22 protein-coding genes are annotated in these 26,024 nt (G+C 48.8%); 18 read left to right on the forward strand and 4 right to left on the reverse strand.

The window, feature by feature from the left end; all coding sequences use genetic code 11:
- The first annotated feature begins 1 nt into the window (after position 1).
- The 3 genes from AC0YN6_RS25415 to AC0YN6_RS25425 all read left to right on the forward strand — a co-directional run bounded on the left by AC0YN6_RS25415 (position 2) and on the right by AC0YN6_RS25425 (position 2,613).
- On the forward strand, positions 2 to 718 hold the full coding sequence (locus tag AC0YN6_RS25415; protein WP_475750397.1) for a hypothetical protein: 717 nt from the start codon (positions 2 to 4) through the stop codon (positions 716 to 718).
- A 242-nt stretch (positions 719 to 960) separates the two neighbouring features.
- Positions 961 to 1,812, forward strand: coding sequence for an AraC family transcriptional regulator (locus AC0YN6_RS25420; RefSeq protein WP_475750399.1), 852 nt, complete (start codon positions 961 to 963; stop codon positions 1,810 to 1,812).
- Between the two features lie 129 nt (positions 1,813 to 1,941).
- On the forward strand, positions 1,942 to 2,613 hold the full coding sequence (locus tag AC0YN6_RS25425; protein WP_475750400.1) for an SOS response-associated peptidase: 672 nt from the start codon (positions 1,942 to 1,944) through the stop codon (positions 2,611 to 2,613).
- Between the two features lie 233 nt (positions 2,614 to 2,846).
- Here AC0YN6_RS25425 and AC0YN6_RS25430 read toward each other — a convergent pair whose 3' ends face one another.
- The 3 genes from AC0YN6_RS25430 to AC0YN6_RS25440 all read right to left on the reverse strand — a co-directional run bounded on the left by AC0YN6_RS25430 (position 2,847) and on the right by AC0YN6_RS25440 (position 6,555).
- Positions 2,847 to 3,839: an electron transfer flavoprotein subunit alpha/FixB family protein gene (locus tag AC0YN6_RS25430; protein ID WP_475750401.1), complete on the reverse strand. Its 993-nt coding sequence runs from the start codon at positions 3,837 to 3,839 to the stop codon at positions 2,847 to 2,849.
- Positions 3,840 to 4,941: 1,102 nt separating this feature from the next.
- Positions 4,942 to 5,067: a hypothetical protein gene (locus AC0YN6_RS25435; RefSeq protein ID WP_475750403.1), complete on the reverse strand. Its 126-nt coding sequence runs from the start codon at positions 5,065 to 5,067 to the stop codon at positions 4,942 to 4,944.
- Between the two features lie 639 nt (positions 5,068 to 5,706).
- Positions 5,707 to 6,555, reverse strand: a complete 849-nt coding sequence (locus AC0YN6_RS25440) for an electron transfer flavoprotein subunit beta/FixA family protein (protein WP_475750404.1) — start codon at positions 6,553 to 6,555, stop codon at positions 5,707 to 5,709.
- Between the two features lie 447 nt (positions 6,556 to 7,002).
- On the opposite strand from AC0YN6_RS25440, the gene AC0YN6_RS25445 reads away from it, so the two are divergent.
- The 8 genes from AC0YN6_RS25445 (at position 7,003) to AC0YN6_RS25480 (ending at position 17,752) form a co-directional block, all read left to right on the forward strand.
- Positions 7,003 to 9,177, forward strand: coding sequence for a (Fe-S)-binding protein (locus AC0YN6_RS25445; protein WP_475750512.1), 2,175 nt, complete (start codon positions 7,003 to 7,005; stop codon positions 9,175 to 9,177).
- 39 nt (positions 9,178 to 9,216) lie between these two features.
- Positions 9,217 to 11,658, forward strand: a complete 2,442-nt coding sequence (locus AC0YN6_RS25450; protein WP_475750405.1) for a 3-hydroxyacyl-CoA dehydrogenase/enoyl-CoA hydratase family protein — start codon at positions 9,217 to 9,219, stop codon at positions 11,656 to 11,658.
- Positions 11,659 to 11,697: 39 nt separating this feature from the next.
- Positions 11,698 to 12,918, forward strand: a complete 1,221-nt coding sequence (locus tag AC0YN6_RS25455) for an acetyl-CoA C-acyltransferase (protein ID WP_475750407.1) — start codon at positions 11,698 to 11,700, stop codon at positions 12,916 to 12,918.
- 83 nt (positions 12,919 to 13,001) lie between these two features.
- A complete protein-coding gene (locus AC0YN6_RS25460) occupies positions 13,002 to 14,792 on the forward strand; it encodes an acyl-CoA dehydrogenase family protein (protein ID WP_475750409.1) in 1,791 nt (596 codons plus the stop codon).
- A gap of 15 nt (positions 14,793 to 14,807) precedes the next feature.
- Positions 14,808 to 16,586: a long-chain-fatty-acid--CoA ligase gene (locus AC0YN6_RS25465; RefSeq protein WP_475750410.1), complete on the forward strand. Its 1,779-nt coding sequence runs from the start codon at positions 14,808 to 14,810 to the stop codon at positions 16,584 to 16,586.
- Positions 16,583 to 17,020 (forward strand): PaaI family thioesterase, encoded by a 438-nt coding sequence (locus AC0YN6_RS25470; protein ID WP_475750412.1) that lies wholly within the window; start codon positions 16,583 to 16,585, stop codon positions 17,018 to 17,020. Before AC0YN6_RS25465 ends, AC0YN6_RS25470 begins: the two co-directional genes overlap by 4 nt.
- 139 nt (positions 17,021 to 17,159) lie before the next feature.
- A complete protein-coding gene (locus AC0YN6_RS25475) occupies positions 17,160 to 17,381 on the forward strand; it encodes a hypothetical protein (RefSeq protein ID WP_475750414.1) in 222 nt (73 codons plus the stop codon).
- A 182-nt stretch (positions 17,382 to 17,563) separates the two neighbouring features.
- Complete coding sequence (locus tag AC0YN6_RS25480) at positions 17,564 to 17,752, forward strand: hypothetical protein (protein ID WP_475750416.1); 189 nt, start codon at positions 17,564 to 17,566, stop codon at positions 17,750 to 17,752.
- Between the two features lie 161 nt (positions 17,753 to 17,913).
- On the opposite strand, the gene AC0YN6_RS25485 is transcribed toward AC0YN6_RS25480, so the two are convergent.
- Complete coding sequence (locus tag AC0YN6_RS25485; protein ID WP_475750513.1) at positions 17,914 to 18,918, reverse strand: substrate-binding domain-containing protein; 1,005 nt, start codon at positions 18,916 to 18,918, stop codon at positions 17,914 to 17,916.
- Between the two features lie 298 nt (positions 18,919 to 19,216).
- On the opposite strand from AC0YN6_RS25485, the gene AC0YN6_RS25490 reads away from it, so the two are divergent.
- The 7 genes from AC0YN6_RS25490 to AC0YN6_RS25520 all read left to right on the forward strand — a co-directional run bounded on the left by AC0YN6_RS25490 (position 19,217) and on the right by AC0YN6_RS25520 (position 26,014).
- Complete coding sequence (locus tag AC0YN6_RS25490; RefSeq protein WP_475750418.1) at positions 19,217 to 20,176, forward strand: MTP-1 family protein; 960 nt, start codon at positions 19,217 to 19,219, stop codon at positions 20,174 to 20,176.
- A 2-nt stretch (positions 20,177 to 20,178) separates the two neighbouring features.
- Positions 20,179 to 21,240 (forward strand): BtaManbiosPhlase, encoded by a 1,062-nt coding sequence (locus AC0YN6_RS25495; protein WP_475750420.1) that lies wholly within the window; start codon positions 20,179 to 20,181, stop codon positions 21,238 to 21,240.
- A 299-nt stretch (positions 21,241 to 21,539) separates the two neighbouring features.
- On the forward strand, positions 21,540 to 22,430 hold the full coding sequence (locus tag AC0YN6_RS25500; RefSeq protein ID WP_475750422.1) for a carbohydrate ABC transporter permease: 891 nt from the start codon (positions 21,540 to 21,542) through the stop codon (positions 22,428 to 22,430).
- 35 nt (positions 22,431 to 22,465) lie between these two features.
- Complete coding sequence (locus AC0YN6_RS25505; RefSeq protein ID WP_475750424.1) at positions 22,466 to 23,290, forward strand: carbohydrate ABC transporter permease; 825 nt, start codon at positions 22,466 to 22,468, stop codon at positions 23,288 to 23,290.
- Between the two features lie 80 nt (positions 23,291 to 23,370).
- Positions 23,371 to 24,630 (forward strand): ABC transporter substrate-binding protein, encoded by a 1,260-nt coding sequence (locus AC0YN6_RS25510; protein WP_475750426.1) that lies wholly within the window; start codon positions 23,371 to 23,373, stop codon positions 24,628 to 24,630.
- Between the two features lie 213 nt (positions 24,631 to 24,843).
- Complete coding sequence (locus AC0YN6_RS25515) at positions 24,844 to 25,158, forward strand: hypothetical protein (protein WP_475750428.1); 315 nt, start codon at positions 24,844 to 24,846, stop codon at positions 25,156 to 25,158.
- A 1-nt stretch (position 25,159) separates the two neighbouring features.
- Entirely contained in the window at positions 25,160 to 26,014 is an 855-nt protein-coding gene (locus AC0YN6_RS25520; protein ID WP_475750430.1) for a protein phosphatase 2C domain-containing protein, read from the forward strand.
- The last annotated feature ends 10 nt before the right edge of the window (positions 26,015 to 26,024 follow it).

Raw genomic sequence — 26,024 nt, forward strand, 5'->3', positions numbered from 1 at the left:
AATGATGGAGCAGATGCCAGCGATCTTAAGAGTAGAGGATTATAAGTTAGAAGAGCTGCTGCGATGTCCTGAAAGGTTCGCCAAAAGAAAGTCCAGCCGCAAGCAGGGGCGGGATGTGAATTGGAGACAATTGGTTCAATTCGCAGCCAGTCACAGTGTAAATGACTTTTATAGACATCCCAAAGAGACGCGAACCAGAGAAACGATAAATACGTCAGTTGAGTATTGGTGGACAAACCGAAATTATAAATTTCATTCGGATGAGCATTTTTTGCAAATGAAACAAACGATTAAAGAACAGTTAGCTTCCTTTTTGCTTGGCGATTCATGCCCGCTCATGCCGATTGTTTTCTATGAGCAGATGACTGCCTATGTTGAGGAGCTTGATTTGGAGCTATCGCAAATCTTTCATTTGGTTTCTGCAGATCAGGAAGGTTCTCCTAGTGATTATATCGTCCAAAAGCTGTCTGTTGATATGGATGAAGAATCACTTCAATTGCTTTTCCATATGACATCCGTTTTTTGCATGAGCGCCTTTGAGAAGCTTCCTACTCGCATAGAAGTGCTCTCACTCTTAAGCGGGAACCAGGTTGTTTTTGTACCCAATGAGGAATCGCTTGAGCGATCCTACGATTATATGTATTTGATCAAAAGCGTAATGCCGGAAGCAGAAGCCTTTAAGGTTAATCCTGGATCAGCAGTACAGTTAGTTATGTAAAATATGCACTAAAATGGATAGCGTAAATAATAATCCCCCAAACCATTCCCGGCTGAGGAATGTCGGGGGATTTGTTTTGTTGTAGACAAATGAAATGGTTTTCAAGTAACATGAGCAGGAGTCGTTTTTTGCATATTTGCACATGTGTATTGCATGAAGGATTTATTTTGCAATTCATAAATAATCATATGCTGTTAGAAGTAAGTTTTGCTTCGCAAAACTGTATAAGGAGAGAGATTAGGTTGTCAGAAGAGCTATTACTAACGTTTCGTTCACCACCATTGCCATTTTTCATAGAGTCTGACCGATTGGTTTATCGCGCTGGCGAGGAGCATCCGAATCGGACCAACCTTGGCGTATTTGATTTGTTGTATGTAAACAAAGGCGCGCTGCATGTAGCAGAGGATAATCGCAGCTGGACTCTCGAGCCGGGAGATGTACTTATTCTTAGGCCCGACCGCTGGCATTATTCGACGCGTCCTTGTGAGGAAGATACCGTATTTGATTGGATACATTTTCAGACAGTAGGTGCTTGGGAAGAGACGGTTGGAAATCAAAGCGGGTCGCTTAGAGGCGACTACTATACCTATGCCATTCGTCTGCCCAAAAAAATGAAGCTGACGTATCCAGATGAAGCGAATCTTATCTTCTCACAGCTGCATGAGGCTGCCAAAAGCTCGTCTCACGGTGCATTCTGGGATCGCCAACAGCGTTTTCTGCATTTGCTTCAAATGCTGGATGAAGGCTGGCGTTCGGATGCGGCCAAAGCAGCTGTATCCGTTGCGGAGCGTGCGGCTGCCTACTTAAAGCTGAATTATCGTGCTCCGATCAGCAACACGATGCTGAGTGATGTACTTCAACTACATACTAATTACATTACACGCTGTATGAGTGAGGTGTTTGACTGCACACCGCAGCAATATTTACTCTATTACAGATTGGATCAAGCGAAGCTGCTGCTTATTAAGACAGATTGGACCATTGCAAAAGTTGCAGAGGAAACGGGCTTCCGGCAGACGCCGCATTTCTCAAGGCTGTTTGCATCACATACGGGTATGCCCCCACTGAAATTCCGAAAACGATTTACGATGTAAATTGTACGATCAGGAAGCACGGTACTATTTTTAACAACGCGTAAGATAAATGATTCTAACTAGAAATGCTGCATAAATTTCGACACTTTAACAAAAACTGGATTCAACAACGTGAAAAGGGTGGTCGCGATGATTGAACGGTTTTCGTTAACAGCAGAAATTGGCGATATAGTGGAGATGTTTAATGTAGGCAAGGTCATTCGAGGACATACGAACCGCTTTAATGCGGCTCCAACTCAGACGGTATCCATTGTAATGAATGATCGATTTGATCAGCGGACAATGGCGGAGTCGAGATGGGGGCTTTTTCCTTTCTGGGCGAAGGATGCGATTAATGCGGATCATATGACGCTTTCCGAGAAGCCTTTTCTAGATAGAATGCTGCGAAGACAGAGATGTGTCCTGCCATGCAGCGGTTTTTTTGGACAAAAGCAATTCGGAGTAGAACGTGATCCGAGGGCGATGCACATCGTCGTTCCAAGTCAGCCGTTATTCGGCATTGCGGGCATTTACGATTGCTGGAAAAACGTAAACGGCAAAGAAGTGCGTGCCTTTACGATGATTACTGCAGCTTCGACAGGAGCGATGTCGGTATGGCAGCCTCGGGTTCCAGTTATTTTGGATGATGAAGGAATAGAGGATTGGCTTAATCCGCGTATTACAGAATTCAGCGGACTGCGGAAGCATCTGGAGGCTATGGACACGTATCTCATGCGCGCTTACCCTGTTACTAATGCGGTACATGATGATTTGTACGAGTCACCGGATTGTATTCGCGAAATTCGTCCTGATTTTGCATAGGTAAGAAACAGCACGACAAAACAAAGCGTTCTCTCCTTATTGGCTCTTTAAGAAGCCAAGCAGGGGAGGACGCTTTTGTTTATGGGAAATGCTGCACTTTGAGCTGTGGTAGAAGATGGACTATGTGGTGAAATGAGCATAGTTAATTGGGTTAATCTTTTATTAAGACAGGTTCGCCAATAAACGCACGACTGTGGGTAGATTATGGCTGGATGTCTGACTGGTGAGACTTATTAAGGACGTACGCGCTGCAGCTCACTTGTTAATAAGGGCACAACCTCGAACAAATCACCTACGATGCCGTAATCAGCTACGCTGAAAATAGGGGCGTCGGGGTCTTTGTTGATGGCGACGATGACACGGGATTGGCTCATGCCAGCCAAATGCTGAATAGCGCCGCTGATCCCGCAGGCAATATACAGCTGCGGTGTGACGACTTTACCGGTTTGCCCAATCTGAAGGGCATAATCGCAGTAGCCGGCGTCGCATGCGCCGCGCGAGGCGCCAACTGCACCTCCGAGCGCGGTTGCCATTGCTTGCAGCGGCTCAAAGCCAGCTGCGCTGCGGACGCCTCGACCGCCGGATACGACGACGTCGGCTTCGGCTAGATCAAGCTGGCCGCCGGCGCGGCGCACAAGGCTGCGCACGGCGGTGTAGAGCGGCGGCACCGTGAAGGGCAGCTCCGCAACGGTGCCCTTAATTTCGGCGGCGTCAAGCGGTTCCGCCACTGGCAAATTGTTCGGGCGCACCGTGATTACCCACGGCTGGCCCGGTACGAAGCTGCGCCGCTCGAACGCCTTGCCGGCGTAGAGCGGGCGAATGAACAAGGCGTCATCGCCATCGTCTGTTGTTTCGATGGCGATGACGTCGGCAATGTGGCCGGCGCCATAGGCTGCGGCCACACGGGGCGCGAGCTCGCGCCCCATAGCGGTGTGGCCGAGCAATAGCGCGTCCGGCTGCACCGCAGCCATTGCTGCGCCGAGGGCGGCGATGTACGCCTCGGGCGCAAAGGCGCGGAGGGCCGGATCGTCGGCAATATGCACGACGTCCGCGCCCCGCGCGGTTAGCGCGGCGGCGTCTTCCGCCGCGCCGCCGAAGCAGGCAATGACGGCGTGAACAGTGCCGTCGTTGCCTGCGAGCCGCCGTGCTGCGCCGAGTGCCTCCAGCGCCACTCGGCGGAGTGCGCCGTTCCGGCTTTCAGCAAATACGAGGATCGTTTTGGACATAGGATTCATCTCCTCTCTCACAGCTTTTACGAATAAACTAAGCTCAATCAACAAACGTAGAACTAGTTTTTTTTGAATCATAGCCTCGCCAAACTAACTTTTTTAATCGACAGTGGTTAGACAAACTAATGTTCCTCACTAACTTTGCTCATCTACCCGCACACAACTCTACACTGCAGAAAGTACAACAGAAACCTCACGTGAGAGCCCTAAACGAGTGCTACGTTGTAGAAATACAGCAGAACGGACGGATAATCACGTTTGAGTGCCTTCTGAGCGTGATTCTACTGCACAAAGTGCAATGTAGGTTGGCTGGCTAGGATATACGGCTTATTACATTGCAGAAACTACAATGTAGCTTAGTTAGCAAAGTTCCGCAGACTGACATCTACCCGCACAGGTTTCCTACACTGTAATGCTCCCCACTAACTTTGCTCATCTACGCGCACACAACTCTACACTGCAGAAAGTACAACAGAAACCTCACATGAGAGCCCTAAACGAGTGCTACGTTGTAGAAATGCAGCAGAAAGGACGGATAATCACGTTTGAGTGCCTTCTGAGCGTGATTCTACTGCACAAAGTGCAATGTAGGTTGTCTGGCTAGGATGTACGGCTTATTACATTGCAGAAACTGCAATGTAGCTTAGTTATCAAAGTTCCGCAGACTGACATCTACCCGCACAGGTTTCCTACACTGTAATGCTCCCCACTAACTTTGCTCATCTACCCGCACACAACTCTACATTGCAGAAAGTACAACAGAAACCTCACATGAGAGCCCTAAACGAGTGCTACGTTGCAGAAATGCAGCAGAAAGGACGGATAATCACGTTTGAGTGCCTTCCGAGCGTGAATCTACTGCACAAAGTGCAATGTAGGTTGGTCGGCGAGGATGAACCTTCGATTACATTGCAGAAACTACAATGTAGCTTAGTTAGCACAGTTCTATTAATTGTCCTATTGCACAAGTTGCAAAGCTGCACACCCTGTTGGTTACTTAAGCTGCTGTTAGAGGGAGAGGTAATCTCTGCATCCAAGCTACAGTCGAGTAAGAAAGTCATGAGTATTTGCTAGCAACAGTTTTCCTTTTGGTTTCACGCTAGCCACCCGCCGAAGTTCTGCCGAAGTTCCACTCCCGCTCGTCATTCACGGTCAAAGAGGTGCTTTCCGTATGACGCTCTGGTCCGTCAGATACTCGGACACTGCTCAACCGAAGCTCATTCATCCACCATATTACAGCTGTCTTCTTCGTCTAATCTCGACCGCCAGATAATCCGACTTCTGCTCAACCGAAGCTCATTCACCCACCGCTATACAGCTGTCATATTCGTCTGCCTCTCGTCCGCCAGATAATCCGACTTCTGCTTAACCGAAGCTCATTCATCCACCATATTACAGCTGTCTTCTTCGTCTAATCTCGTCCGCCAGATAATCCGACTTCTGCTTAACCGAAGCTCATTCATCCATCGTATTACAGCTGTCATCTTCGTCTGATCTCGTCCGCCAGATACTCCGACTTCTGCTCAACCGAAGCTCATTCATCCACCGCTATACAGCTGTCATCATCGTCTGCCTCTCGTCCACGGCTATACAGCTGCCATTTTCATCTGCCTCCCGTCCGCCAGATATTCCGACTCCTGCTGAACCGAAGCTCATTCAACCACCGCTATACAGCTGTCATCTTCGTCTGATCTCGTCTGCCAGATACTCCGACACTCCTCAACCGAAGCTCATTCATCCACCGCTATACAGCTGTCTTCTTCGCCTGCCTCTCGTCCACCGCTATACATCTGTCTTTTCGTCTAACTCTCATCAATCCACCATCCACCATCCACTACCAATTTCACCTCTACCGAAGCCAAGCCTACAACAGCTTTGCTTCCTCCCGAAGAAGAGAAACTAGCGCTGCTGCTTGTGCGGCGGGCTCGCCGGGGAGGCGCTTGCCCGCTGCGCGAGGCGGGGGAGGGAGCAGCTGCGTCCGAGTGGTACGAGGCGAAGCTTGCTCAAGAGTGAGCGCGCCGCTTGCGATCAGCTCATCGACAGTAATCGTACGAAGCGGCTTGCGCTTCGCCTTCATGATGCCCGGCAGCGACGGATAACGCGGCTCGTTTAATCCCTGCTGAGCGGTAATGAGCGCAGGAAGAGGGAGCGATACCGTTTCTGTATCTCCTTCGACATCGCGCTCGACTAATGCGTAACGCTCAGCGGTCACGGTAGCAGGAGAGCCGAGCACTTCATCAGCTGGCAATAAACTAAGCTCGTCAGCTGTCAAGAGGGTGAGCTTCACCGCGGAAGCAGCATGGGGCAAATGAAGCCGCTCAGCAATTTGCAAAGCAACGCTTCCAGATCCGCTGTCTACTGCAAATAAGCCGGCCAGCAGCAGATCTGGGGCGAGCGGTTTAATTACGGCAGCTAATGCAGCAGCAACGGCGGTGCTGTCATCCGGCAAGTTGGTGTTATCAAGCCGAATGGCTTCATCCGCTCCGATCGCCAGTGCGGTACGCAGCGCCTCTTGTGAGCGCTCGGAGCCGCAGGTGATAACAATGACCTCACCGCCGAGCCGCTCTCTCTGACGAAGTGCCTCCTCGAGTGCATACTCATCGTAAGGATTGATTACAAATTTGGCGTCTTTTTCGTCAACGCCAGCAGGTGTGACAATGATTTTTTCCTCGGTATCGAACGTTTGCTTGAGAAGTACAACTATTTTTAGCATAGGAGTTCCCTCACTTGTACCGCTATTTTGTTGATACTGTCCATCAGTGCTAGGATATGTTTTTTTGCTATGGAATAGACCGTCTGCAATAGCCGTCTGAGCGGCATGTTCAAGGTCCATAGCTCATATACATGGAGCACTGCGGCTATTTTTGTAAGCGCTTCAATACTTGTCCGACTACTGCGCGCGTAGGTGCTCGGCTTAATAAGCCAGCATATAAGGGAGGCGGAGCGTATGCCATCGTTTACGGCACTCAGAAGTATAGATCTACCGTTTTTGGAACTTAGAAATGTTGATCCATCGTCTACTGTACTCAGAAATATCGATCTATCTTTTTCGGCACTCAGAAATATCGATCTACCGTTTTTGGCACTTGGAAATGTCGATCAATGGTTGATAGGGGGAAGATGGGCGTTGTTCGCGGTGGTTGTGCTGTTTGCTATTGCCATGTTCGCGATGGTTGTGCATAGGCGCATCCTGTATATGAGGCTTGGAGTGCCGGCGGTATTTGAACGGTATCGACGTAAGTCTAGCAGCAAAACTAGCTTTACCTCGCAAGTGCTCGGTCATCGAAAGCTGCTGAACGATGTGAAGAGCGGCGTGATGCATTTGGTTTATTTTTACGGCTTTATTGTGCTTCAGTTTGGTGCGGCGGATTTGATTTGGAAAGGGCTGAATCAAGGTGTTCCACTGCCGCTGCCCTACTATAATGGGTTCTCGCTCACGCAGGAGATGACCGTTACGCTCGTATTTGCTGCGGTGCTGTATGGAGCCTTTCGCCGTTACGGGGAGCGGCTGCCACGGCTAAAGCGAGGGTGGAAGCCGTCGCTTGTCATGTGGTTTATTGGCTCATTGATGCTGACCATTTTATTGTCATTAGCCTTTGAGAGATTAGCTGCGGAAGACCGTGTCGGTCCGATAACAGCGGCAAATAAGTCCGCCGCATCTATCGTAGAGGCGAGTTTCGCTCCAGTTAGCGCACCGCTCGCGAGTATGCTGGAGAACGCAGGTATAAAGCCGCAAAGTACGGCTGCCCATGCTGGTTTTGAATTATTTTGGTGGCTGCATCTGCTTGTTTTGCTTAGTTTCCTTGTGTACGTGCCGCAGTCGAAGCATTTTCATTTGTTGACCGCGCCGGTCAATTTGTGGTTTCGGCGAAATACACCTCCCGGCCGGCTTGTGCCGCTCAATTTGGAGGATGAGGAAGCGGAGTCTTTCGGTGCAGGGAAGGTGGAGCATTTCTCGCAAAAACAGATGCTTGATTTGTACTCGTGCGTCGAATGCGGCCGCTGTACAAATGTTTGTCCGGCTTCAAGTACCGGCAAGCTGTTGTCGCCGATGCATCTTATCGTGAAGCTTAGGGACCATTTAACCGAGAAAGGTGCTGCCATAACATCTAAGTCTCCATGGCTTCCAGCGAGCCTAATGCAATCCAAATTACGAGCGCCTAACGCCCATGTGATGGGGGCGGTGCCTCCAGCATGGGAAACTGCATCCGAATGGGGCACCAATATTGCACCTACTATGGCTGCGCAGGCCGGGGCATGGAGCATACGGGAGGACACGAAACCAGAGGACGTAGAGTTGATTGGCGAGGTTTTGACGGAAGAGGAGTTATGGGCTTGTACGACCTGCCGCAACTGTGAGGATCAATGTCCGGTCGGCAATGAGCATGTCGACAAAATTATCGATATGCGCCGTTATTTGGTGCTAATGGAGGGGCGGCTGCCGTCCGATGGCCAGCGAGCGCTGCAAAATATCGAGCGGCAAAGCAACCCTTGGGGCTTGCCGAGAGCTGAGCGGGCCGCTTGGATCAGCGATTGTGAGAGCCGTACCGGTATTCGAGTACCAACCATGCAGGAACTTAAGAAGCAGGGGAAGAAGGCTGACGTTCTGCTATGGGCAGGCTCGATGGGAGCGTATGATATGCGAAGCCGCCGTGTTTTGTACGATGTGGTGCGGCTGCTTGATCATGCGGGGATCAACTTCGCAACACTTGGTTTAGAGGAGAAAAGCTCAGGCGATACAGCAAGACGAATCGGCAATGAGCTGCTTTTCCAAGAGCTTTGCCTTGAGAACATAGAGACGCTTAACAAGTATGGCGTTACGCAAATCGTGACGGCATGCCCGCATACGTTCAATACGTTCAAAAATGAATATCCTGACTTCGGTCTCAGCACGAGTATTATCGTTGAGCATCATACGGAACTGCTCGCGCGTTTGCTTGAGGAAGGTTTATTAAAACCCGAGCATACGATTGAAGAGCGAGTAACGGTTCATGATTCTTGCTATCTCGGCCGCTACAACGATACTTATGAAGCGCCGCGCAGCCTGCTTCGCTCTATTCCAGGCGTAATGATTGAAGAGATGGAGCGCTCGCGCTCAAACGGCATGTGCTGCGGCGCGGGGGGCGGGCTCATGTGGATGGAGGAGCATTCGGGAACTCGCATCAACCATGCGAGAACCGCTCAAGCGCTGGAGGTCAAACCTTCGGTCATCAGCTCGGCATGCCCCTACTGCCTGACGATGATGGAGGATGGACTTAAGGCACTGGGTGCCGACGAGAAAGTGATCGCGCGTGATGTGGCTGAGCTGCTTGCTGAGAGTGTATTTGGCGAGTAAAAGCATTTCAGTCATGTTTCTAAAAAGGAGGAGGAGGCTATGACGATTCAAGCATCGCAAAAAAACAAAGCCGCCATTCGCAAAGCCGCTGTGGTCGGCTCCGGCGTTATGGGAGCGGGCATCGCTGCCCATCTAGCAAATGCGGGCATGCGGGTTATTTTGCTGGACGTTGTTCCGCAGGCGCTGAATGCAGAGGAGGAAAGACAGGGTCTCACACTCTCTGACGCCAAGGTACGCAATCGGCTGGCAAATGCGGCAATTGCAAAAATGGGCAAGGCACAGCCAGCGCAGCTTTACGATCCGTCTTGGTCGTCCCGCATTACGCCAGGTAATTTAACCGATCATCTGGCATCGCTTTCGGATGTGGACTGGATCGTTGAAGCGGTTGTCGAGCGGCTCGATATTAAGCGTGAGGTGCTGGCTGCAATTGAAGCGGCTCGCAAGCCGGGCAGTATCGTTTCCACGAATACGTCGGGTTTATCGGCTGCTTCTATGGCTGAGGGCAGGAGCACGGAGTTTAGGCAGAATTTTGCGGTGACGCATTTCTTCAACCCGCCGCGGTATATGAAGCTTGTTGAGATCGTGCCTACTGCGGACACGACACCAGAGGTTATCCAATTGCTAACAGAAGTATGTGAGAAACGGCTTGGCAAAGGTGTTGTTCTAGCCAAGGATACGCCGAACTTCATAGCGAATCGGATCGGAACCTACGGCATGCTTGTTACGCTTGAGGATACGCTTGCCTTCGGACTTACGGTAGAGGAAGCGGATGCCCTGACAGGACCTGCGATGGGAAGACCAAAGACAGCGACGCTGCGCATGCTCGACTTGGTCGGATTAGATACGCTGCTGCATGTTGTGGATAATGTGCGGGAGCGAAGCAGCGATCCAGCGGAGCAAAAGGTTTTTGCGAGGCCGCCGCTGCTTGAGCAGCTTGTCGCATCTGGGCGGCTCGGTGAAAAAGCTGGCGCGGGCTTTTACCGGAAGGTGAAGGGCAAAGGCGGCAGTGAGATTGAATCGCTCAAGCTGCATACGCTCGAATATGGGCCTAAGCGGTCGGTAAACTCGCCTGTTATTGATGCTTCGAAGGCAGCGAAAGGTGCGGCGGCTAAGGTGAAGGCACTGCTTCGAACCGAACCGAATGATCGCTACGCTAAATTTGCATGGTCAACGATCAAAAAAACGCTGCTTTATGCAGCTGCGCAAGTCGGTGTCATTGCAGATTCGATCTCGGATATCGACCGTGCGATGCGCTGGGGCTTTAACTGGGAGCTCGGTCCGTTCGAACTGTGGGATGCCATAGGGGTTCGCAAGTCGGTGCAGCAAATGCAGAAGGAGGGCGATGCGATACCGGAGTGGGTTGCGGCTTGGCTGGAAGCGGGACATGAAAGGTTTTATAAAGTGGAGGGTACTGAGCGGGTCTACGCTGCGAGCGGCGCATACAAGTTAGAGGCGGAGGAGGCCGATTCCACTTCCTTAGCGGCGTTAAAGGCTGCGGGCAAAACGGTACTGTCTACGTCAGGGGCTAGTCTTATTGATATTGGCGATGAAGTGGCGCTGCTCGAATTCCATTCGCCGAACAATGCGATTGGCGGCGATATTTTATCTGCTATCCGGCTGAGCACAGAAGAGGTATCACAAAACTGGCGCGGACTGGTTGTCGCAAATGAAGGACGTAATTTTTGTGTGGGAGCAAATTTGATGCTTCTGTTAATGGAAGCGCAGAGCGGCGAATGGGATGAGGTGGAGGAGATTATCCGCTTCTTTCAGAGCAGTATGCTGGGGCTCAAGCGGCTCGACCGTCCCGTTGTGGCAGCTCCGCATCGGATGACGCTGGGCGGCGGGGTAGAGGCATGCTTGCCTGCCGACCGAATTATTTATTCACCAGAGACCTATTTTGGGTTAGTGGAAACAGGAGTGGGCCTTATTCCTGCGGGCGGGGGCTGCAAGGAAGCGGCAGTGATGGCAGCTGAACGGGCTTTGATCGCAAATGCCGGTAAGGCAGGCGGGGACTTGCAGCCGCATTTGAATGCGCTGTTCGAGACGATTGCGCTGGCGAAGTCGTCGACCAGCGGCTACGAGGTTAGCCGTTTAGGATTTATGCGCCCGCAGGACCGCGTCATTATGCGGCAGGAGGCACGTATAGCCGAAGCGAAGCGGGCGGTACTGGAGCTCGATCGGGCGGGATATTCAGCTCCCGCAGAAGAGCGTATCCGCGTTGCCGGACGAGAAGGCAACGCGGTGCTTAAGGTAGCGGTGCAAGCAATGCGGCTAAGCGGTCATATTAGTGAGCACGACGCGCTTATTGCCGGCAAGCTTGGACATGTGCTCGCCGGCGGAGATATTCAGCCGGGCGCTGAGGTGAGTGAGCAATATATGCTCGATCTGGAATGCGAAGCATTCCTCAGCCTGTGCGGTGAGCGCAAGACGCAGGAGCGTATGAGCCATATGCTCGCGACGGGCAAGCCGCTGCGAAATTAGCCGTAATTGGGTGCGATAAACAAAAAGGAGGAGAGCGAAATGTCAGCTTCATCACCGTTTGAAGATCACGATCGTGATGCCGTTATCGTTGCTGCGGTGAGGACGGCGGTCGGCAAAGCATCGAAGGGGAGCCTTGCAGAAACGAGGGCGGAGGATCTCGGGCGGACCGTGCTGCAAGGCGCGCTAGAGCGGCTGCCCGGCTTGACGCCAGAGCTTATAGAGGATGTCATTATTGGCTGCGCGATGCCCGAAGGCGAGCAGGGGTTAAATATGGCTCGCACCATCTCGCTTTATGCGGGCTTGCCGGTGACTACGCCGGCAGTAACGATTAACCGTTTCTGCGCTTCGGGTCTGCAAGCAATCGCTTATGCAGCGGAGCGCATTAGGCTCGGTGATGCGGAGATTATTGCGGCCGGCGGTGTGGAGAGCATGAGCCATGTGCCGATGACCGGCTTCAGGCTGTCGCCGCATCCTGCGATTGTCGATGCGTTGCCCGAAGTATACATGGGCATGGGACATACAGCTGAAGAGGTCGCCCGCCGGTATGGCGTGACGCGTGAGGAGCAGGATACTTTTGCAGCATCCAGTCACCGCAAGGCGGCAGCGGCTATCGAAGCCGGACGCTTCAAAGCGGAGATCGTTCCGATCACGACAAGCCGCTCAGGTGTAAACGATGCGGGTCGTCCTTGGTCGAAGGTGTTTACATTCGATACCGATGAAGGGGTAAGGCCGGAGACGAGCGTTCAAACCTTGGCGCCGCTTAAGCCTTCTTTTGCAAGGGAAGGAACGGTTACAGCAGGCAATACATCTCAAATGAGCGATGGAGCCGCTGCTGTAATTGTGATGAGCAGAGCACGTGCACAGGAGCTGGGATTACGTCCGCTCGCGGTATTCCGCAGCTTTAGTGTAGCTGGCGTTGCTCCTGAGGTTATGGGCATAGGCCCCATCGAAGCCGTCCCTAAGGCGCTGAAAAAAGCAGGAATCACGATGGAGCAGGTCGATCTGTTTGAGCTTAACGAAGCCTTTGCTGCTCAGTGCGTGCCCATTATTAAGGAGCTGGGAATTGATCCCGAGCGGGTCAATGTGAACGGCGGAGCTATCGCGCTCGGGCATCCGCTTGGCTGTACGGGGACGAAGCTGTCGGTGTCGCTTATTCATGAGCTTGGGCGAAGAGGCGGAGGAATCGGCGTCGTCACGATGTGCATTGGCGGAGGGATGGGAGCAGCAGGTGTGATTGAAGTTTATCGTTCCGCCCAGTAAGCAATAGGTGCCCTAAGAGCCAGGGGGAAGTTGAGCGGCGGTATTGAACAAAATATTCAGTTGACTGAAAGGAGAGCTGCGGTATGGCTGAAACGATACGTTTTGGCGGTCGGTTTGTCGTGGAGGACAGTATGCCGGAATCGGTCGTGACACCCGAGGATTTTACGGAAGAACAGCGGATGATGGCGGATGCGGCGCAGCAGTTCATGGATGCGGAAATTACGCCGCGCGATGCGGAGCTGGAAGCTTTGAACTATGATCTGACGGTAGAGCTGATGCGCAAGGCGGGCGAGCTTGGACTGCTCGGGGCAGATGTGCCGGAGGCTTACGGCGGGCTGGGGCTCGACAAGGTAAGTACGACGCTGCTCGCAGAAACATTAGCGCGCACCTCTTCCTTCGCGCTGTCAGTAGGTGCTCATACGGGTATCGGAACGCTGCCGATCGTATTTTTCGGTACGCCTGCCCAAAAGAAAATGTACTTGCCTGCGCTTGCGTCAGGAGAGCGGATAGCTGCTTATTGCTTGACAGAGCCTGCATCAGGCTCGGACGCTCTTGGTGCTAAGACGACGGCAAGACTTTCGCCGGATGGCAAGCATTATGTGCTGAACGGATCAAAGCTATATATAACAAACGCAGGTTTTGCTGACCTGTTTATCGTGTATGCGAAGGTAGATGGGGAGTATTTTACGGCGTTTATTGTCGAGAAGGGTATGCCGGGGTTCAGTATTGGGCCGGAGGAGCATAAGATGGGCATCAAGGGTTCTTCAACTCGCCCTCTATTTTTTGAAGATGTTGCGGTGCCGGTTGAAAACGTGCTTGGGGAGGTTGGGAAAGGACATCAAATTGCATTTAATATTTTGAACATTGGACGTTTCAAGCTTGGAGCAGCATGTCTCGGCTCATCGAAGGAGACCATTGAGCTTGCTTCAGCTTATGCGAACACGCGGAAGCAATTTGGACGGCCGATTTCCTCGTATCCGCTTATAGGCGCCAAGCTGGCTGATATGAACATTCGTACTTATGTACTGGAGAGCATGGTCTACCGGACTGCCGGCTGGATCGATGCAATGCTCCGGACAACGGAAGAAGATGAGGGAACGGCTGCAGGTGGCATGACAGTGGCGAAGGCAATCGGAGAGTATGCCATCGAATGTTCGATCATCAAGGTTTTTGCATCTGAAGCGCTCGATTTTGTTGCAGACGAAGGTGTGCAGATACACGGCGGCTACGGCTATATTCGCGATTATAAGGTGGAGAGGATTTATCGGGATTCACGTATTAATCGGATTTTTGAAGGGACAAATGAGATCAATAGGCTGCTCATTCCTGGCACGCTGATGAAAAAAGCGTTAAAGGGCGAGCTGCCGCTGCTGCGTAAAGCTAAAGCGCTGCAAGCTGAGCTCGTGCAGCCTATGCCGATTCCGCCGCTGGAAAAGCCGCTGAGCAAGGAAGCATTCCGTGTAGGCCAAGCGAAAAAGATCTTTCTCGCCATTGGCGGGCTTGCTGTTCAGAAGCTGGGCCTGCGGCTGGAGCAGGAGCAAGAAGTGTTGTGCTCACTTGCTGATCTTATGATCAACATATTCGCTATGGAAAGTGCTTTACTGCGATCACAAAAAATAATGAAAGCCAGCCGCGGCGCGGCTTCGGATAAGACGGAGAATGTTTTGGCAATGACGACGGTCTTCGTACAGGAGTCTATGGAGCGGGTCGAGTCGTTAGCCAAGCTTGCACTCGCTGCGCTGGAGCAGGGAGATGGACTGCAAATGCAGCTTTCGATTTTGAAGAAGCTGATGCGCGCGCCTCTCTCAGATACGGTAGCTTTGAAGCGAACGATTGCTGCTCGTGTTATTAGCAGTGAGCATTATGTCGTGTGAAGGGGGAGAGCTTGAATGGATTCGCTCAGACCGGAAGACCCGTCCTTGCCCGAGCAACCGCTCATTGAAGCTGAAGAGCACGAGCGTCCATGGCTTCGACATTACCCGAAGGAGATTTCTCCTTCGCAGATCTATCCCGATCAGAGCATCGTACAGTTTTTAGTTAATGCGGTTAATAACCACCCGAACCACCCCGCTGTGCATTTCCTTGGCAAAATCATGACGTACCGCGAGCTGCATGAAAATGCGCTTAATCTCGCTTATGGTCTCCAATCGCTAGGCATAGTCAAAGGAGACCGTGTGGCGATTATGCTGCCCAATTGCCCGCAGGCGGTTGCAGCCTTCTATGGCGTGCTGCTTGCAGGGGGCGTAGTCGTACAGACGAATCCGCTATATGTAGAGCGGGAACTTGAGCATCAGCTTAAAGATAGTGGCGCTGTTGCTATTATTACGGTCGATCTGCTCTATGCGCGCTTGTCTCGGGTTCGAGGCGAGCAGCCGGAGTCAGGTCCGCTGCCGCAGCTGAAGCATGCCATTATTACATCGATTAAGGATGGGCTCCCTTTTCCGAAGAACTTGCTTTATCCGCTTAAGCAGCGAAAAGAAGGCTTTCGCGCAGACATCCCCTATGGCAGTTTTGGTGTCATTGCTTATAAGAAGCTGCTTGCAGCCAAGCGAGCAGCAGTGGCGCTGCCGAGTCCAGCTAAGGGCTCTGACCTTGCAGCGCTGCAATATACTGGAGGCACGACAGGAACGCCTAAGGGTGTTATGCTGACCCATCGTAATCTCGTAGCAAACACGATGCAAATATCTGCCTGGTGTTATAGGGCGGAGGATGCCAAGGAACGTTTTCTGGCGGCGCTGCCGCTGTTCCATGTGTTTGGATTAACGGTATTAATGAATATGTCGGTGCTGCGGGCGGGCACATTGATTTTACTTCCGCGTTTCGAAGTAGAGACGGTGCTCCAAACGATCAAGCAGCAGAAACCAACGATTTTCCCGGGTGCGCCAACGATGTACGTCGCACTAATAAACCATAAGTTAGCGGCACAAACCGACCTTTCGTCCATTAATGTATGTGTCAGCGGCTCGGCAGCTTTGCCGCTTGAAGTTCAGGAGAAATTCGAGTCGTTAACCGGCGGAAGACTTGTTGAAGGTTTTGGTTTGTCGGAGGCATCTCCCGTTACACATGCCAATCCGGTGTGGGGGAAGCGCAAAATCGGTACGGTCGGCATCCCTTTTCCAGATACCGACGCTGCAATAATTGATCCTGAAACCGGAAAGAGGCTTCCGGTTGGCGAGCTTGGAGAGTTAATCGTCCGAGGTCCGCAGGTCATGCGAGGGTATTGGAATAAGCCTGCTGATTCGGATCAGGTACTACGGGACGGATGGTTATACACAGGCGATCTCGCAACGATGGACGAAGATGGCTATTTTACGATAATGGATCGGATTAAGGATGTGATCATCGCAGGCGGTTTCAATATTTATCCGCGTGAGGTGGAGGAGGTGCTGTTCGAGCATCCAGCTGTAAGAGAAGCTGCTGTTATTGGGGTGAAGGATGAATACCGGGGTGAAACGGTAAAAGCCTTTATTGTGTTTAAAGAGGGCGTAAAGGTATCGAGCAGCCAACTCGATCGTTGGTGCAGAGAACGCCTAGCCTCCTACAAAGTACCGCACCACTATACTTTTAGGGAAACGCTTCCAAAAACAATGATCGGCAAGGTGCTTCGCCGCAAGCTGCAGGAGGAGGAAGCGGAGCAGGCGCAGGCCGCGAAGGAGAAGGGAGAGTGAGCAGCATAGAAGAGGAATGGTTTGCTCAGCAGGCGGATCAGCTCGGTCATCTGACCAAGCTCGCAGAGCGTGCACAAGCGACTTTTTGGGGACATTTAGGCTGTGAAATTGTGCAGGCGAGTGCGAGTAAAGCGACGATTTGTCTAGATGCCTCTGAGCGGCATCTTAATCTGCTGAACATCGTTCATGGCGGAGTACTGATGTCACTGCTTGATAATGCAATGGGGCTGGTGGTCATGCTGGCGACACCTGATAAGAGCTCGGTTACGGCAAATTTGAATACGCAATTTCTCGCTAGCTGCAAAGGCGGTGTGCTGCTATGCGAGGCAGAACTGATTCATCGAACGCAGCGCACACTGACGCTGCAAGCAGAGGTCAAGGATGACGGAGGAAAGCTGCTTGTATGCGGAATCGGCGCTTATCGAATCCTTTAGGGAAGCCTTGAATAAGTTGCTTGCGTTCCGCAGATTCGGTATAATAATAACTAAAATATGGTAAGTTAATGGAAGTAGAAAAGAACTAATATTCAAGGAAATTTTACCGATAAATATAGTATGGGAAGGAGGCGAGGACATGGTTCAGGGCTGGGTAACGACATTGGTGTTAGCATTTGGAATTGTGGTAGCCATCATTGGCGTGATTGCATATTTAAGAATGTTTCGAAAAGATAGGCTATCGTCTACATCTCATCAGTCAGTCGATGTCTCGCCTCCAAATGTAATGAATGCAGCAGCAGCAAGGGAAGCTGAGCATAATAAGCACGCAAAACCCGAACAAGCCGCACCGAGAGATTAATAAATGCTCACTTTCATATTCCTAACCACAATGATATAATAGTAAGAAAAATGCGAACATTGTGACTCATTGACCATGGAGTTGCCTGTACCGAGTGGGGGGTTCTTGCGGAATAATTGCCGCATGCGGTCTCGTATAATGCTGTTTAGGACGACCATCCAACGTAAAGGGGAGGGGATTTCATGGCGAAACATAGCCAGAATGAAGTCAAGGAAAGCCTGAAAGAACTCACGAGAATTTTTCAACCCAAGGACCCGCGTAAATTTGTTAAAGAGTATATTCGCAAGTACCGGATTACCGGAGGCTACGAAGATGAATTAACGACATTGGTGGAAAATGAATTAGGCAGAATCAACCCCTCGGTTAGCTAAACTCATCATGTATAATGGCTTTGCAGCCTGTCTTATGAGACAGATTGCAAAGCTTTTTTATTGTTAAGGAACAAATAATAGATCAAATGAATGCACAAACAAAACAACTCCTTTACGCGTACTACCGGGTAAAGGAGTTGTTTCCATATTCAGAAAGCATGTTAGTGCTCATTATCCAAAAGTCGACTTGTCGATTCTCGTTCGATCAAGGTAGTTGGAAGATGAATTTCAATAAAGGATTCTGCCGGATTGCTCATTCTCCAAAGCAGCTGCTTAAATGCTTGTCGGCCATATTTACTCAAATCTATAGCGATTGTAGTTGTCGTAGGCGTATTGATTCGCGATAGTTGTCCGTTATCAAAGCTGCAAACGGAGAAATCATCGGGTACCTTGTATCCCATTTGCTGTAAGCACGAAATTAATAAAAACCCTAACCCGTCATTGACGCAAAACCAAGCCGTTGGCAGTGAAGACAGCTTTGACAGCTTGTCGGTTACATCAACTGCTTCCTCGACAGCGTCCTTCACCAGCCACTCCGGATTAATCTCCAGATCAGCCTCATTCATAGCTAGGTTGTAACCTTCCAGTCTCTCGTGATAGCTAGGCGAGAAAGAGGTATTCCCTAAGAACCCAATTTTTTTGTGGCCAAGATTGATTAAGTGGTGAACTGCTTCATACCCGCCAAAGCGATTATTGGTCAAGATACAGTCTGCCTGGATCTTCGGATGATGGTGGTCAATCAGCACGGTCGGAATACCTGTAGCTAATACGGCATTAATATATTCAGTACTAATGTGTGAGAGAACAAGCACACCGTCAACAGTCTGGTTTTGCAGAAAGGACGGCAAAATAAGATGATCTCTGGCATGAGGATTTATGGGCTGTATCTGTAATGTCATTCCGTGTTTTGAACATTCTTGTTCTATTGTTAAATAAATTTCGCCAAAAAAGCTTCTTTGTGAGAAGGCGAAGTCCGATGCAATCAAAGCGATGCTTCTGCTCCGCTCGGACTGTCTTTTCTTTCGAGTTTCGGAGTATGAATATCCCAGCCGTTCAGCTGTTTGTATAACCAGTTGTCTGGTTTCCTCGCTGACCCCATCTTTCCCCGTTAGAGCCTGCGACACGGAGTTTTTAGATATATTTAAAGTTTCAGCAATCATTTGCATCGTCACTTTTTGCTGCTTCAAAAGTACCGTTCCTTTCCAAGTGCACAATGTTCTATTATGCTTAAAAGTTTGTAACGTTACAAATTATATCTCATTCCACACGAAAAAGGAACTGTTTGAAAAAGGAACTCTCACTTATTAAGTTTTGATTGACTTTTTATTTCATGTCATTAATAATGGGTGTAAATTAATTTATAAAGCAAAGTAATTGTTTTATAACGTTACAATTTTTAATTAGTAATGTATTTTGTATTTTTGGTGTATGAAAAAATAAAATTCACGTAAAGGGGAAATTTTGGTGAAAAAGCTGGTTAAAAATGAAGTGAAAGTGTGTGCAACGCTCCTAAACGAATATTTGAACAAAAAAGAATCTGTAACGGATGCGGTAAAGCTGCGATTTGCGGGTGTTGGCGAACGTGATGTATATAACATTACAGCTCCTTTTGAAGACGAGGGGGATCTGGTCATTGCTGGACGCGTAGAGTCCAGAGATAGTGAGCATTCTCAGGTTAAGTTTTTCGTAGAACGGGATGGAGCATGGGTGCCTAAGGAAGGAATGCCGGTGCTGACGCTTCAGGACCCCTTCTATACAAGAATCAATGGTGAAATTGTTCTCGGCGGCGTAGAGGTGTACCCTCATCCTGTTCATGAAGGTGCGCTTGCGTGGCGAACAGTGATGTACAAAGGCAGCACTCTTCAAAGTTTAGAGTTATTTTTCATCGGACCTAACGGAATGAAGGATCTTCGCATAGCGCAGCTGCCTGATGGCAGCGTCGCGATATTTACAAGGCCGCAGGGCGATAAGGGAGGACGCGGTAAGATTGGATTCGTACGCGCAGCTTCTCTAGAGGAGCTAACCATTGAACGAGTAGAAGAAGCTCCGCTTCTGCAAGGGCAATTTATCGAAGCAGAGTGGGGAGGCGCAAATGAAGCCCATGTGCTGTCAAATGGACTTGTCGGAATTTTGGGTCACATCGCGAGCTTCGATGAAGCAGAGGACCGCCATTATTACCCTATGGTATTTGCTATAAATCCGATGACGGGTGAGTTTTCGGATATTGAATTAATTGCAATTCGCGATAAATTTCTCTCAGGCGATGCAAAAAGAAAAGATTTGATTGACGTCGTTTTCAGTGGCGGCCTTGTAAGGCGTAAGGATGGAATGGCTGATTTATATGCCGGAATCAGCGATGCAGAGGCTCATAGAATTACGATTCCAGATCCGTTTCTGAAATTTGAAGGGCTTGAGGTGAACTAGGGATGAATATTTACCGATATGAAGAAAATCCTATTATTACTCCAGCCGATATACAGCCATATCATGATGGCTTTAAGGTCATCGGCGCATTTAATGCGGGTGTTGCTGAATATAACGGCGAAATCTTGTTGCTGCTAAGGGTTGCCGAACAACCAATTAGTGATGATCCGAATAAAGTATTGGCTCCCGTATACAATACGGTTACTGAGAAAATCGATCTTGTAGAGCTTTCTCGAAATGATGAGCGGTATGACTTTTCAGATCCTCGCGTTGTTAGAGATGTTACACAAAGTGCTACGTTTGCCTATTTAACTTCTATTTCATACGTGCGCATTGCGCGAAGCAAGGACGGACACCATTTTACGATAGACAATGAGCCGTTTATTTACCCGTCCAACGCTCAAGAAATTTTTGGAGTGGAAGATCCTCGCGTAACGCAAATGGGAGAAGATTATTATATTTATTTTTCAGTCGTTTCTCCGAAAGGGATTGGGGAATCGATGGTTTCAACCAGAGACTTTATTAACGTTACTCATCACGGAATGATCTTCTGTCCTGACAACAAGGATGTGCTTATTTTCCCGGAAAAGATTGGTGGAAAATATTATGCGCTTCATCGTCCGACGATGAAAAGTATCGGTACGCCAGAGATTTGGATTGCAGAATCGGACAATTTGCTTTATTGGGGAAATCACAAGCATCTGCTTGGCTTGAGGGAAGGCATGTGGGACAGCGGCAGAATCGGCGGAGGGGCAGTACCTATAAAAACGGAAAAGGGATGGCTCGAGCTGTATCATGGAGCGACGAAGGAACATCGTTACTGCATGGGAGCTGTGCTGCTTGATTTGGAGCACCCTGAGAAAGTTATCGCACGTTCTGCAAAGCCAGTTCTGGAGCCTGAGGCTGCTTATGAGCAGAAAGGCTTTTTTGGGGATGTCGTTTTTTCCTGCGGGGTTATTGTGGAGGGGGACCTCGTAAAAATGTATTATGGCGTTGCTGATACTTCAATGGCTTGCGCCGAGCTTAGTCTAAATGAAATATTGGACAGCCTAGTGTATGAGTAAATGATGAAAGCGGTCGAAGAGGACAGTCGAACAGACTGTTTTCTTTTCTGTTCTATTTTTTCTTAGCACTCAAAATAAGATACAGCCTCTATATGATTTCTGAATATCGCATGACTTAACATTACAAAATCACATTACAAGTGTATGAAATAGACAATGATTTTTTTGTAGAATAATGTTGACAAATGTAAAAAGTAATTTAAAATAAGGATATAAAACGTTTACATTTACATTACAATTCATCTTGTTTGGTTGGCTGTCATGCTGATTTGAATAAATGATTTATAGGGGGAGAGAATGTGCGTTCAAAAAAATTTACGGGTTATATCTATATATCTCCGTGGATCATTGGATTTCTTATATTTACGGTCGCGCCGCTCATCTTTGCTTTTTATGTAGGCTTAACCGAGTGGGATACGTTCAACAAACCAAAGTACATTGGCTTTGAAAATTACACAGATTTAATTAAAGATGAGGATTTCCGCAAAGCACTGTGGGTGACAATCAAATTTGCCGTCATATCCGTACCTTTGGGCATTGCGACTTCAATGCTTATCGCTATGTTGGTCAATACAAAGGTAAAAGGGGTTTATTTCTTCCGAACGGCACTCTATTTACCTGCTATCGTCTCTGGGGTATCCATCTCCTTGCTGTGGAAATGGATCTTGGACACGGACTTTGGACTTATCAATCTCCTGCTCTCCAAGGTCGGTATTGCTCCGCTGGGCTGGTTAACAGAAGGATCACTCGTTATGCCTTCCTACTTAATGATGGTGGTGTGGGGAGCGGGAGGCGGCATGCTAACTTATCTCGCTGGTCTGCAGGATATTCCCGGACATTTATATGAAGCTGCTGATATTGACGGGGCAAATGGCTTCCAGAAATTCAAGCATATTACGTTGACGATGCTGACGCCGGTTATTTTCTACAACCTCATAATGGGTATTGTAGGTGCTATGCGTAAATTTGGGGATGCTTATATTATTGGCGGTGCGGACAACGAGGGTCGTTTTTATATGATCTATCTGTATGAGAATGCATTCAAGTTTTTCAAAATGGGATATGCAACAGCAATGGCATGGATATTATTCGTCATTATCATGATTCTTACGCTGATCGCATTTAAGTCATCCTCGGCTTGGGTTTACTACGAGAGTGAAGCCAAAACAAAAAAGCGGAAAGGAAGGTGAAATGAATGGTCTCTTACGGGATAGGAAGAAAGAAGATGAGGATTTTACGCAGCGTTATGTTATATGTCTTGCTCGGAGTCTTCGCCATAAGCACCTTGTTTCCGCTGCTTTGGATGATTTCTACTTCATTAAAATCAGGAGATGTCATTTTTCAAATCCCTCCTCAGTTTTTGCCGGATGGGTTGCATTGGGAAAACTACGCAAGGGCTATTACAGAAATCAACTTTTTTGTTCTCTTTAAGAACACGCTGGTCATCACTTTTTTTCAACTGTTATCTAATGTATTTGTTTCTGCCCTCGTGGCGTACGGTTTTGCAAGGTTCAACTTCCCGGGAAAAAACATATGGTTTCTGCTGGTGCTTTCCACTATCATGCTTCCAGGTGAAGTAACGATGATTCCGGTGTTTATCGGTTTTAGTGAAATTGGTTGGAGCAATTCAATCCTGCCGCTTGTTGTGCCCGGCTTTTTTGGAGGGGCACCGGTATTTATCTTTCTTCTTCGGCAGTTTTTTTACTCGGTTCCGAAGGATCTGGAAGAATCGGCGGTTATCGATGGAGCAAACAGCTTTACTATTTTTCTGAAAATTTTCCTTCCATTATCTATTCCAGCATTGGTTACGATCGGCATTTTCTCTTTCCAAGGAAGCTGGAACGATTTGCTGGGTCCGTTGATTTATTTGAATGACGTAGACAAATTCACTTTGACACTTGGTTTGTCCATGTTTAAAGGGGTTATGAAAGTAGAATGGGGTCCCCTTATGGCAGGATCAATACTGGCTCTGCTTCCGGTGCTTATCATGTTCTTCCTAGCTCAAAAGCATTTTGTAGAAGGCGTCAAGTTAAGCGGAATTAAGGGCTAAGCATTTGTGATCAGGATGAAGCTTGATTTTTGACGATACCGTCGGAATCATTTCAAATATAAATTAAGGGGAACTCTCACATGAAAAAGAATGTAACTGCAAGGTTTGGAATTCTTCTCGTGTTGGTGCTGGCATTAACGGTAGTCTTAGCTGCTTGCGGCGGCTCAAAGAAAAGCGATGCAGAGGGCAAAGAACCAGCAAGCACTGATCAGCCTGCTGGAAAAGTAAAGCTGAAAGTAGCGACTTGGGCAGGAGCGGAAGAGCTTAGAGAATTTGAAGATTTGGTAGCGAAGGTGAATACAAGCGCGACAGATTATGAAATCGAAGTACAAAGCATTCCGGCTGACTATTATCAGAAGCTTCAAACGATGATTGCAGGTAAACAATCACCAGATTTCATGTGGTTGTCCCAAGAATATATAGCGCAATATGCGAGTTTGGGCGCTATCGCTCCGCTTGATGAGCATCTTTCTGGATTAAGCAATTATAAAGCTGATGATTATTTCCAAGGTACAATTGATGTAGGGCAATACAAAGAGCAATTGTATGCACTGCCGTGGATTTCTCAACCGTATATGCTTTATTACAATCAAGATATGTTCGAAAAAGCAGGCGTTGCGCTTCCTACAAATGACTGGACGTGGGATGACTTTATTGCAGCCGGAAAACAATTGACAAAAGACGGCGAATGGGGCGCTTTGCTGAGCAATATCCCAACAGCAATGTACACGTGGTCTTATGGCGGCGATGTATTTGATAAAACAGGGAACATCACACTAGATTCTCCTGAATCGATTAAAGGTTTGGAAATGTATCAATCCATTATCAAATCAGGTATAGCTCCGGCACGCGCTCAAGCCGAGTCTATGGGTAACGGCGATATGTTTAAAACAGGAAAAGTAGCTATGTTCGTAGGAGGTGCAGGCGATGATTTCGAAAAAACGGCAAACTTCAAAGTCGGCATGGTTATCCCTCCGCATGGAACAGAGAATGTAACGTTTAGCTGGATCGGAGTTACGGCAATGGCAAGCTCCACTAAAAACCCGGAGATTGCGGCAAAAGCACTTGTAGACATGACGAACGCCGTTCATCAATGGAAAGTAGTAGCACCTACAAAAAGTGGTTTTGATCTTATTAAAACAAGCCGCCCAGAAAAAGTATATGCAGTTGAAACCATTCGCCAAGCATCTGAAATAGCAAGGGGCTTCAACAATCAGCCGAAGCAAGGTGAAATTGATGGAGCGATTTGGGAGAAGTTGACCCAAGCGATCGAAAAAGGTGAAGACGTGAATACAGCCGTGAAGAGCACCATTGATAAAATTAACACGATTATTAAATAATTGTAATCATTTATATGATTAACATGAAGAAACACCTGCCGCCAATGGAGTGCAAAAACTCCTGTAACGGCGGGTGTTTTTTTATAAGCACGGCGAAGACTTTCCTGTATTATAATCCTTATAAGACCGAACAGAACGTCAAGATCGCCTGCTTGGGCAGCGAAGCCGGACGGAACGAAAACAGGTCATTTTATATTGGATGTAATGAAGGAAATGCGGCGGATGCATCCGGATATTGCCTATGTTATTGATCAAGAAATCGCCATTATCCAGGAGGATAGTATCCTTAATCGAGGGGGTATTAGCTCACCGTTCATGACTGTCGATGTTGCCAGAAATCCGGTCTTAACGGTGGAGATGCAATTGTGGTTTCTTGCGGAAGGGGCTGAGAAGGCGAATGCGGGTGTTCGTTCATTCGAGCTTTCTTATGAGAAGGACGATAGTCTGTCTATGTGGCTATATGCAATGATAGCTATTGGAACAGCGGGAGGTCTTATGTTTGTTTTGATTATGAGGAGGAGAAAATGACATGAAGCTAACTAAGATATCTGTGAAAGGCAGCAGTCCTTGGAATGAGGATGCGCTTGTTATAAATCCTTCGTTAAATATGTATGGAGTCATTGATGGAGCCACTTCGCTTGCGCCTTTTAAGGGTGAGCATGGCGAGACTGGCGGATATTATGCCGCGCAGATCATATCTGAATATTTACAAGAGATGCAAAGCCCCTCGAATAAAGAGTGGAGCCCAGCGGAAGCTTTGCTGCAAGCAAACAGGAAATTACGCGCAGAAATGATGAAGCACGGCATTCAGACGGATCGTAAGGAAGAATTGTGGGGAGCATGTGCCGTTCTGATTCGTATGGGCGACAACTTCATTGAATACGCACAAGCAGGGGATTGTATGCTGATTGCCGAGTATGAGGATGGCACGGTTCGAACTGTCACACATGATCAACTAGCGCATGTGGACAATAAGACAAGAGCGCTTTGGGCGGAAGGGATTGAAGCTGGTCTTCAATCAAGCGAAGACTTATGGGATTATGTAAAGCCTCAAATCGTTAGCGGCCGCCATACCGCTAACACGCAGGAAGGCTACGCTGTACTAAATGGTGATCCTGATTTGTCTCGATACATAGAGAGTGGGAAAATTAACTATATTAAATTAAAAACGCTGCTGCTTATGTCGGATGGTTTATATCATGCGAAGCCAATCGGCCACGAGCCGGCAAATGCGGAAGAAACCGCTCGCTTCGTATCCTCTACGGGACTTGAAGGCTACATTCAGCACCTCATTCAGCTTGAAGAAGGAGATCCGCACTGTCTTCACTTTCCGCGTGTCAAAAAATCTGACGATAAAACCGCGATCTGGATTGATTTTACCTAGAAAGGTGACT

This window comes from Paenibacillus sp. J22P15, assembly GCF_056269345.1.

What these genes read in the sequence shown, in the direction of transcription:
- AC0YN6_RS25430 (WP_475750401.1), bottom strand. Translation starts at nt 3,839, where the DNA reads ATGTCCAAAACGATCCTCGTATTTGCTGAAAGCCGGAACGGCGCACTC.
- AC0YN6_RS25435 (WP_475750403.1), bottom strand. Translation starts at nt 5,067, where the DNA reads ATGAATGAGCTTCGGTTGAGCAGTGTCCGAGTATCTGACGGACCAGAG.
- AC0YN6_RS25460 (WP_475750409.1), top strand. Translation starts at nt 13,002, where the DNA reads ATGGCTGAAACGATACGTTTTGGCGGTCGGTTTGTCGTGGAGGACAGT.
- AC0YN6_RS25425 (WP_475750400.1), top strand. Translation starts at nt 1,942, where the DNA reads ATGATTGAACGGTTTTCGTTAACAGCAGAAATTGGCGATATAGTGGAG.
- AC0YN6_RS25450 (WP_475750405.1), top strand. Translation starts at nt 9,217, where the DNA reads ATGACGATTCAAGCATCGCAAAAAAACAAAGCCGCCATTCGCAAAGCC.
- AC0YN6_RS25485 (WP_475750513.1), bottom strand. Translation starts at nt 18,918, where the DNA reads ATGCAAATGATTGCTGAAACTTTAAATATATCTAAAAACTCCGTGTCG.
- AC0YN6_RS25515 (WP_475750428.1), top strand. Translation starts at nt 24,844, where the DNA reads ATGCGGCGGATGCATCCGGATATTGCCTATGTTATTGATCAAGAAATC.
- AC0YN6_RS25495 (WP_475750420.1), top strand. Translation starts at nt 20,179, where the DNA reads ATGAATATTTACCGATATGAAGAAAATCCTATTATTACTCCAGCCGAT.
- AC0YN6_RS25510 (WP_475750426.1), top strand. Translation starts at nt 23,371, where the DNA reads ATGAAAAAGAATGTAACTGCAAGGTTTGGAATTCTTCTCGTGTTGGTG.
- AC0YN6_RS25455 (WP_475750407.1), top strand. Translation starts at nt 11,698, where the DNA reads ATGTCAGCTTCATCACCGTTTGAAGATCACGATCGTGATGCCGTTATC.
- AC0YN6_RS25445 (WP_475750512.1), top strand. Translation starts at nt 7,003, where the DNA reads ATGTTCGCGATGGTTGTGCATAGGCGCATCCTGTATATGAGGCTTGGA.
- AC0YN6_RS25475 (WP_475750414.1), top strand. Translation starts at nt 17,160, where the DNA reads ATGGTTCAGGGCTGGGTAACGACATTGGTGTTAGCATTTGGAATTGTG.
- AC0YN6_RS25480 (WP_475750416.1), top strand. Translation starts at nt 17,564, where the DNA reads ATGGCGAAACATAGCCAGAATGAAGTCAAGGAAAGCCTGAAAGAACTC.
- AC0YN6_RS25465 (WP_475750410.1), top strand. Translation starts at nt 14,808, where the DNA reads ATGGATTCGCTCAGACCGGAAGACCCGTCCTTGCCCGAGCAACCGCTC.
- AC0YN6_RS25505 (WP_475750424.1), top strand. Translation starts at nt 22,466, where the DNA reads ATGAGGATTTTACGCAGCGTTATGTTATATGTCTTGCTCGGAGTCTTC.
- AC0YN6_RS25520 (WP_475750430.1), top strand. Translation starts at nt 25,160, where the DNA reads ATGAAGCTAACTAAGATATCTGTGAAAGGCAGCAGTCCTTGGAATGAG.
- AC0YN6_RS25415 (WP_475750397.1), top strand. Translation starts at nt 2, where the DNA reads ATGATGGAGCAGATGCCAGCGATCTTAAGAGTAGAGGATTATAAGTTA.
- AC0YN6_RS25440 (WP_475750404.1), bottom strand. Translation starts at nt 6,555, where the DNA reads ATGCTAAAAATAGTTGTACTTCTCAAGCAAACGTTCGATACCGAGGAA.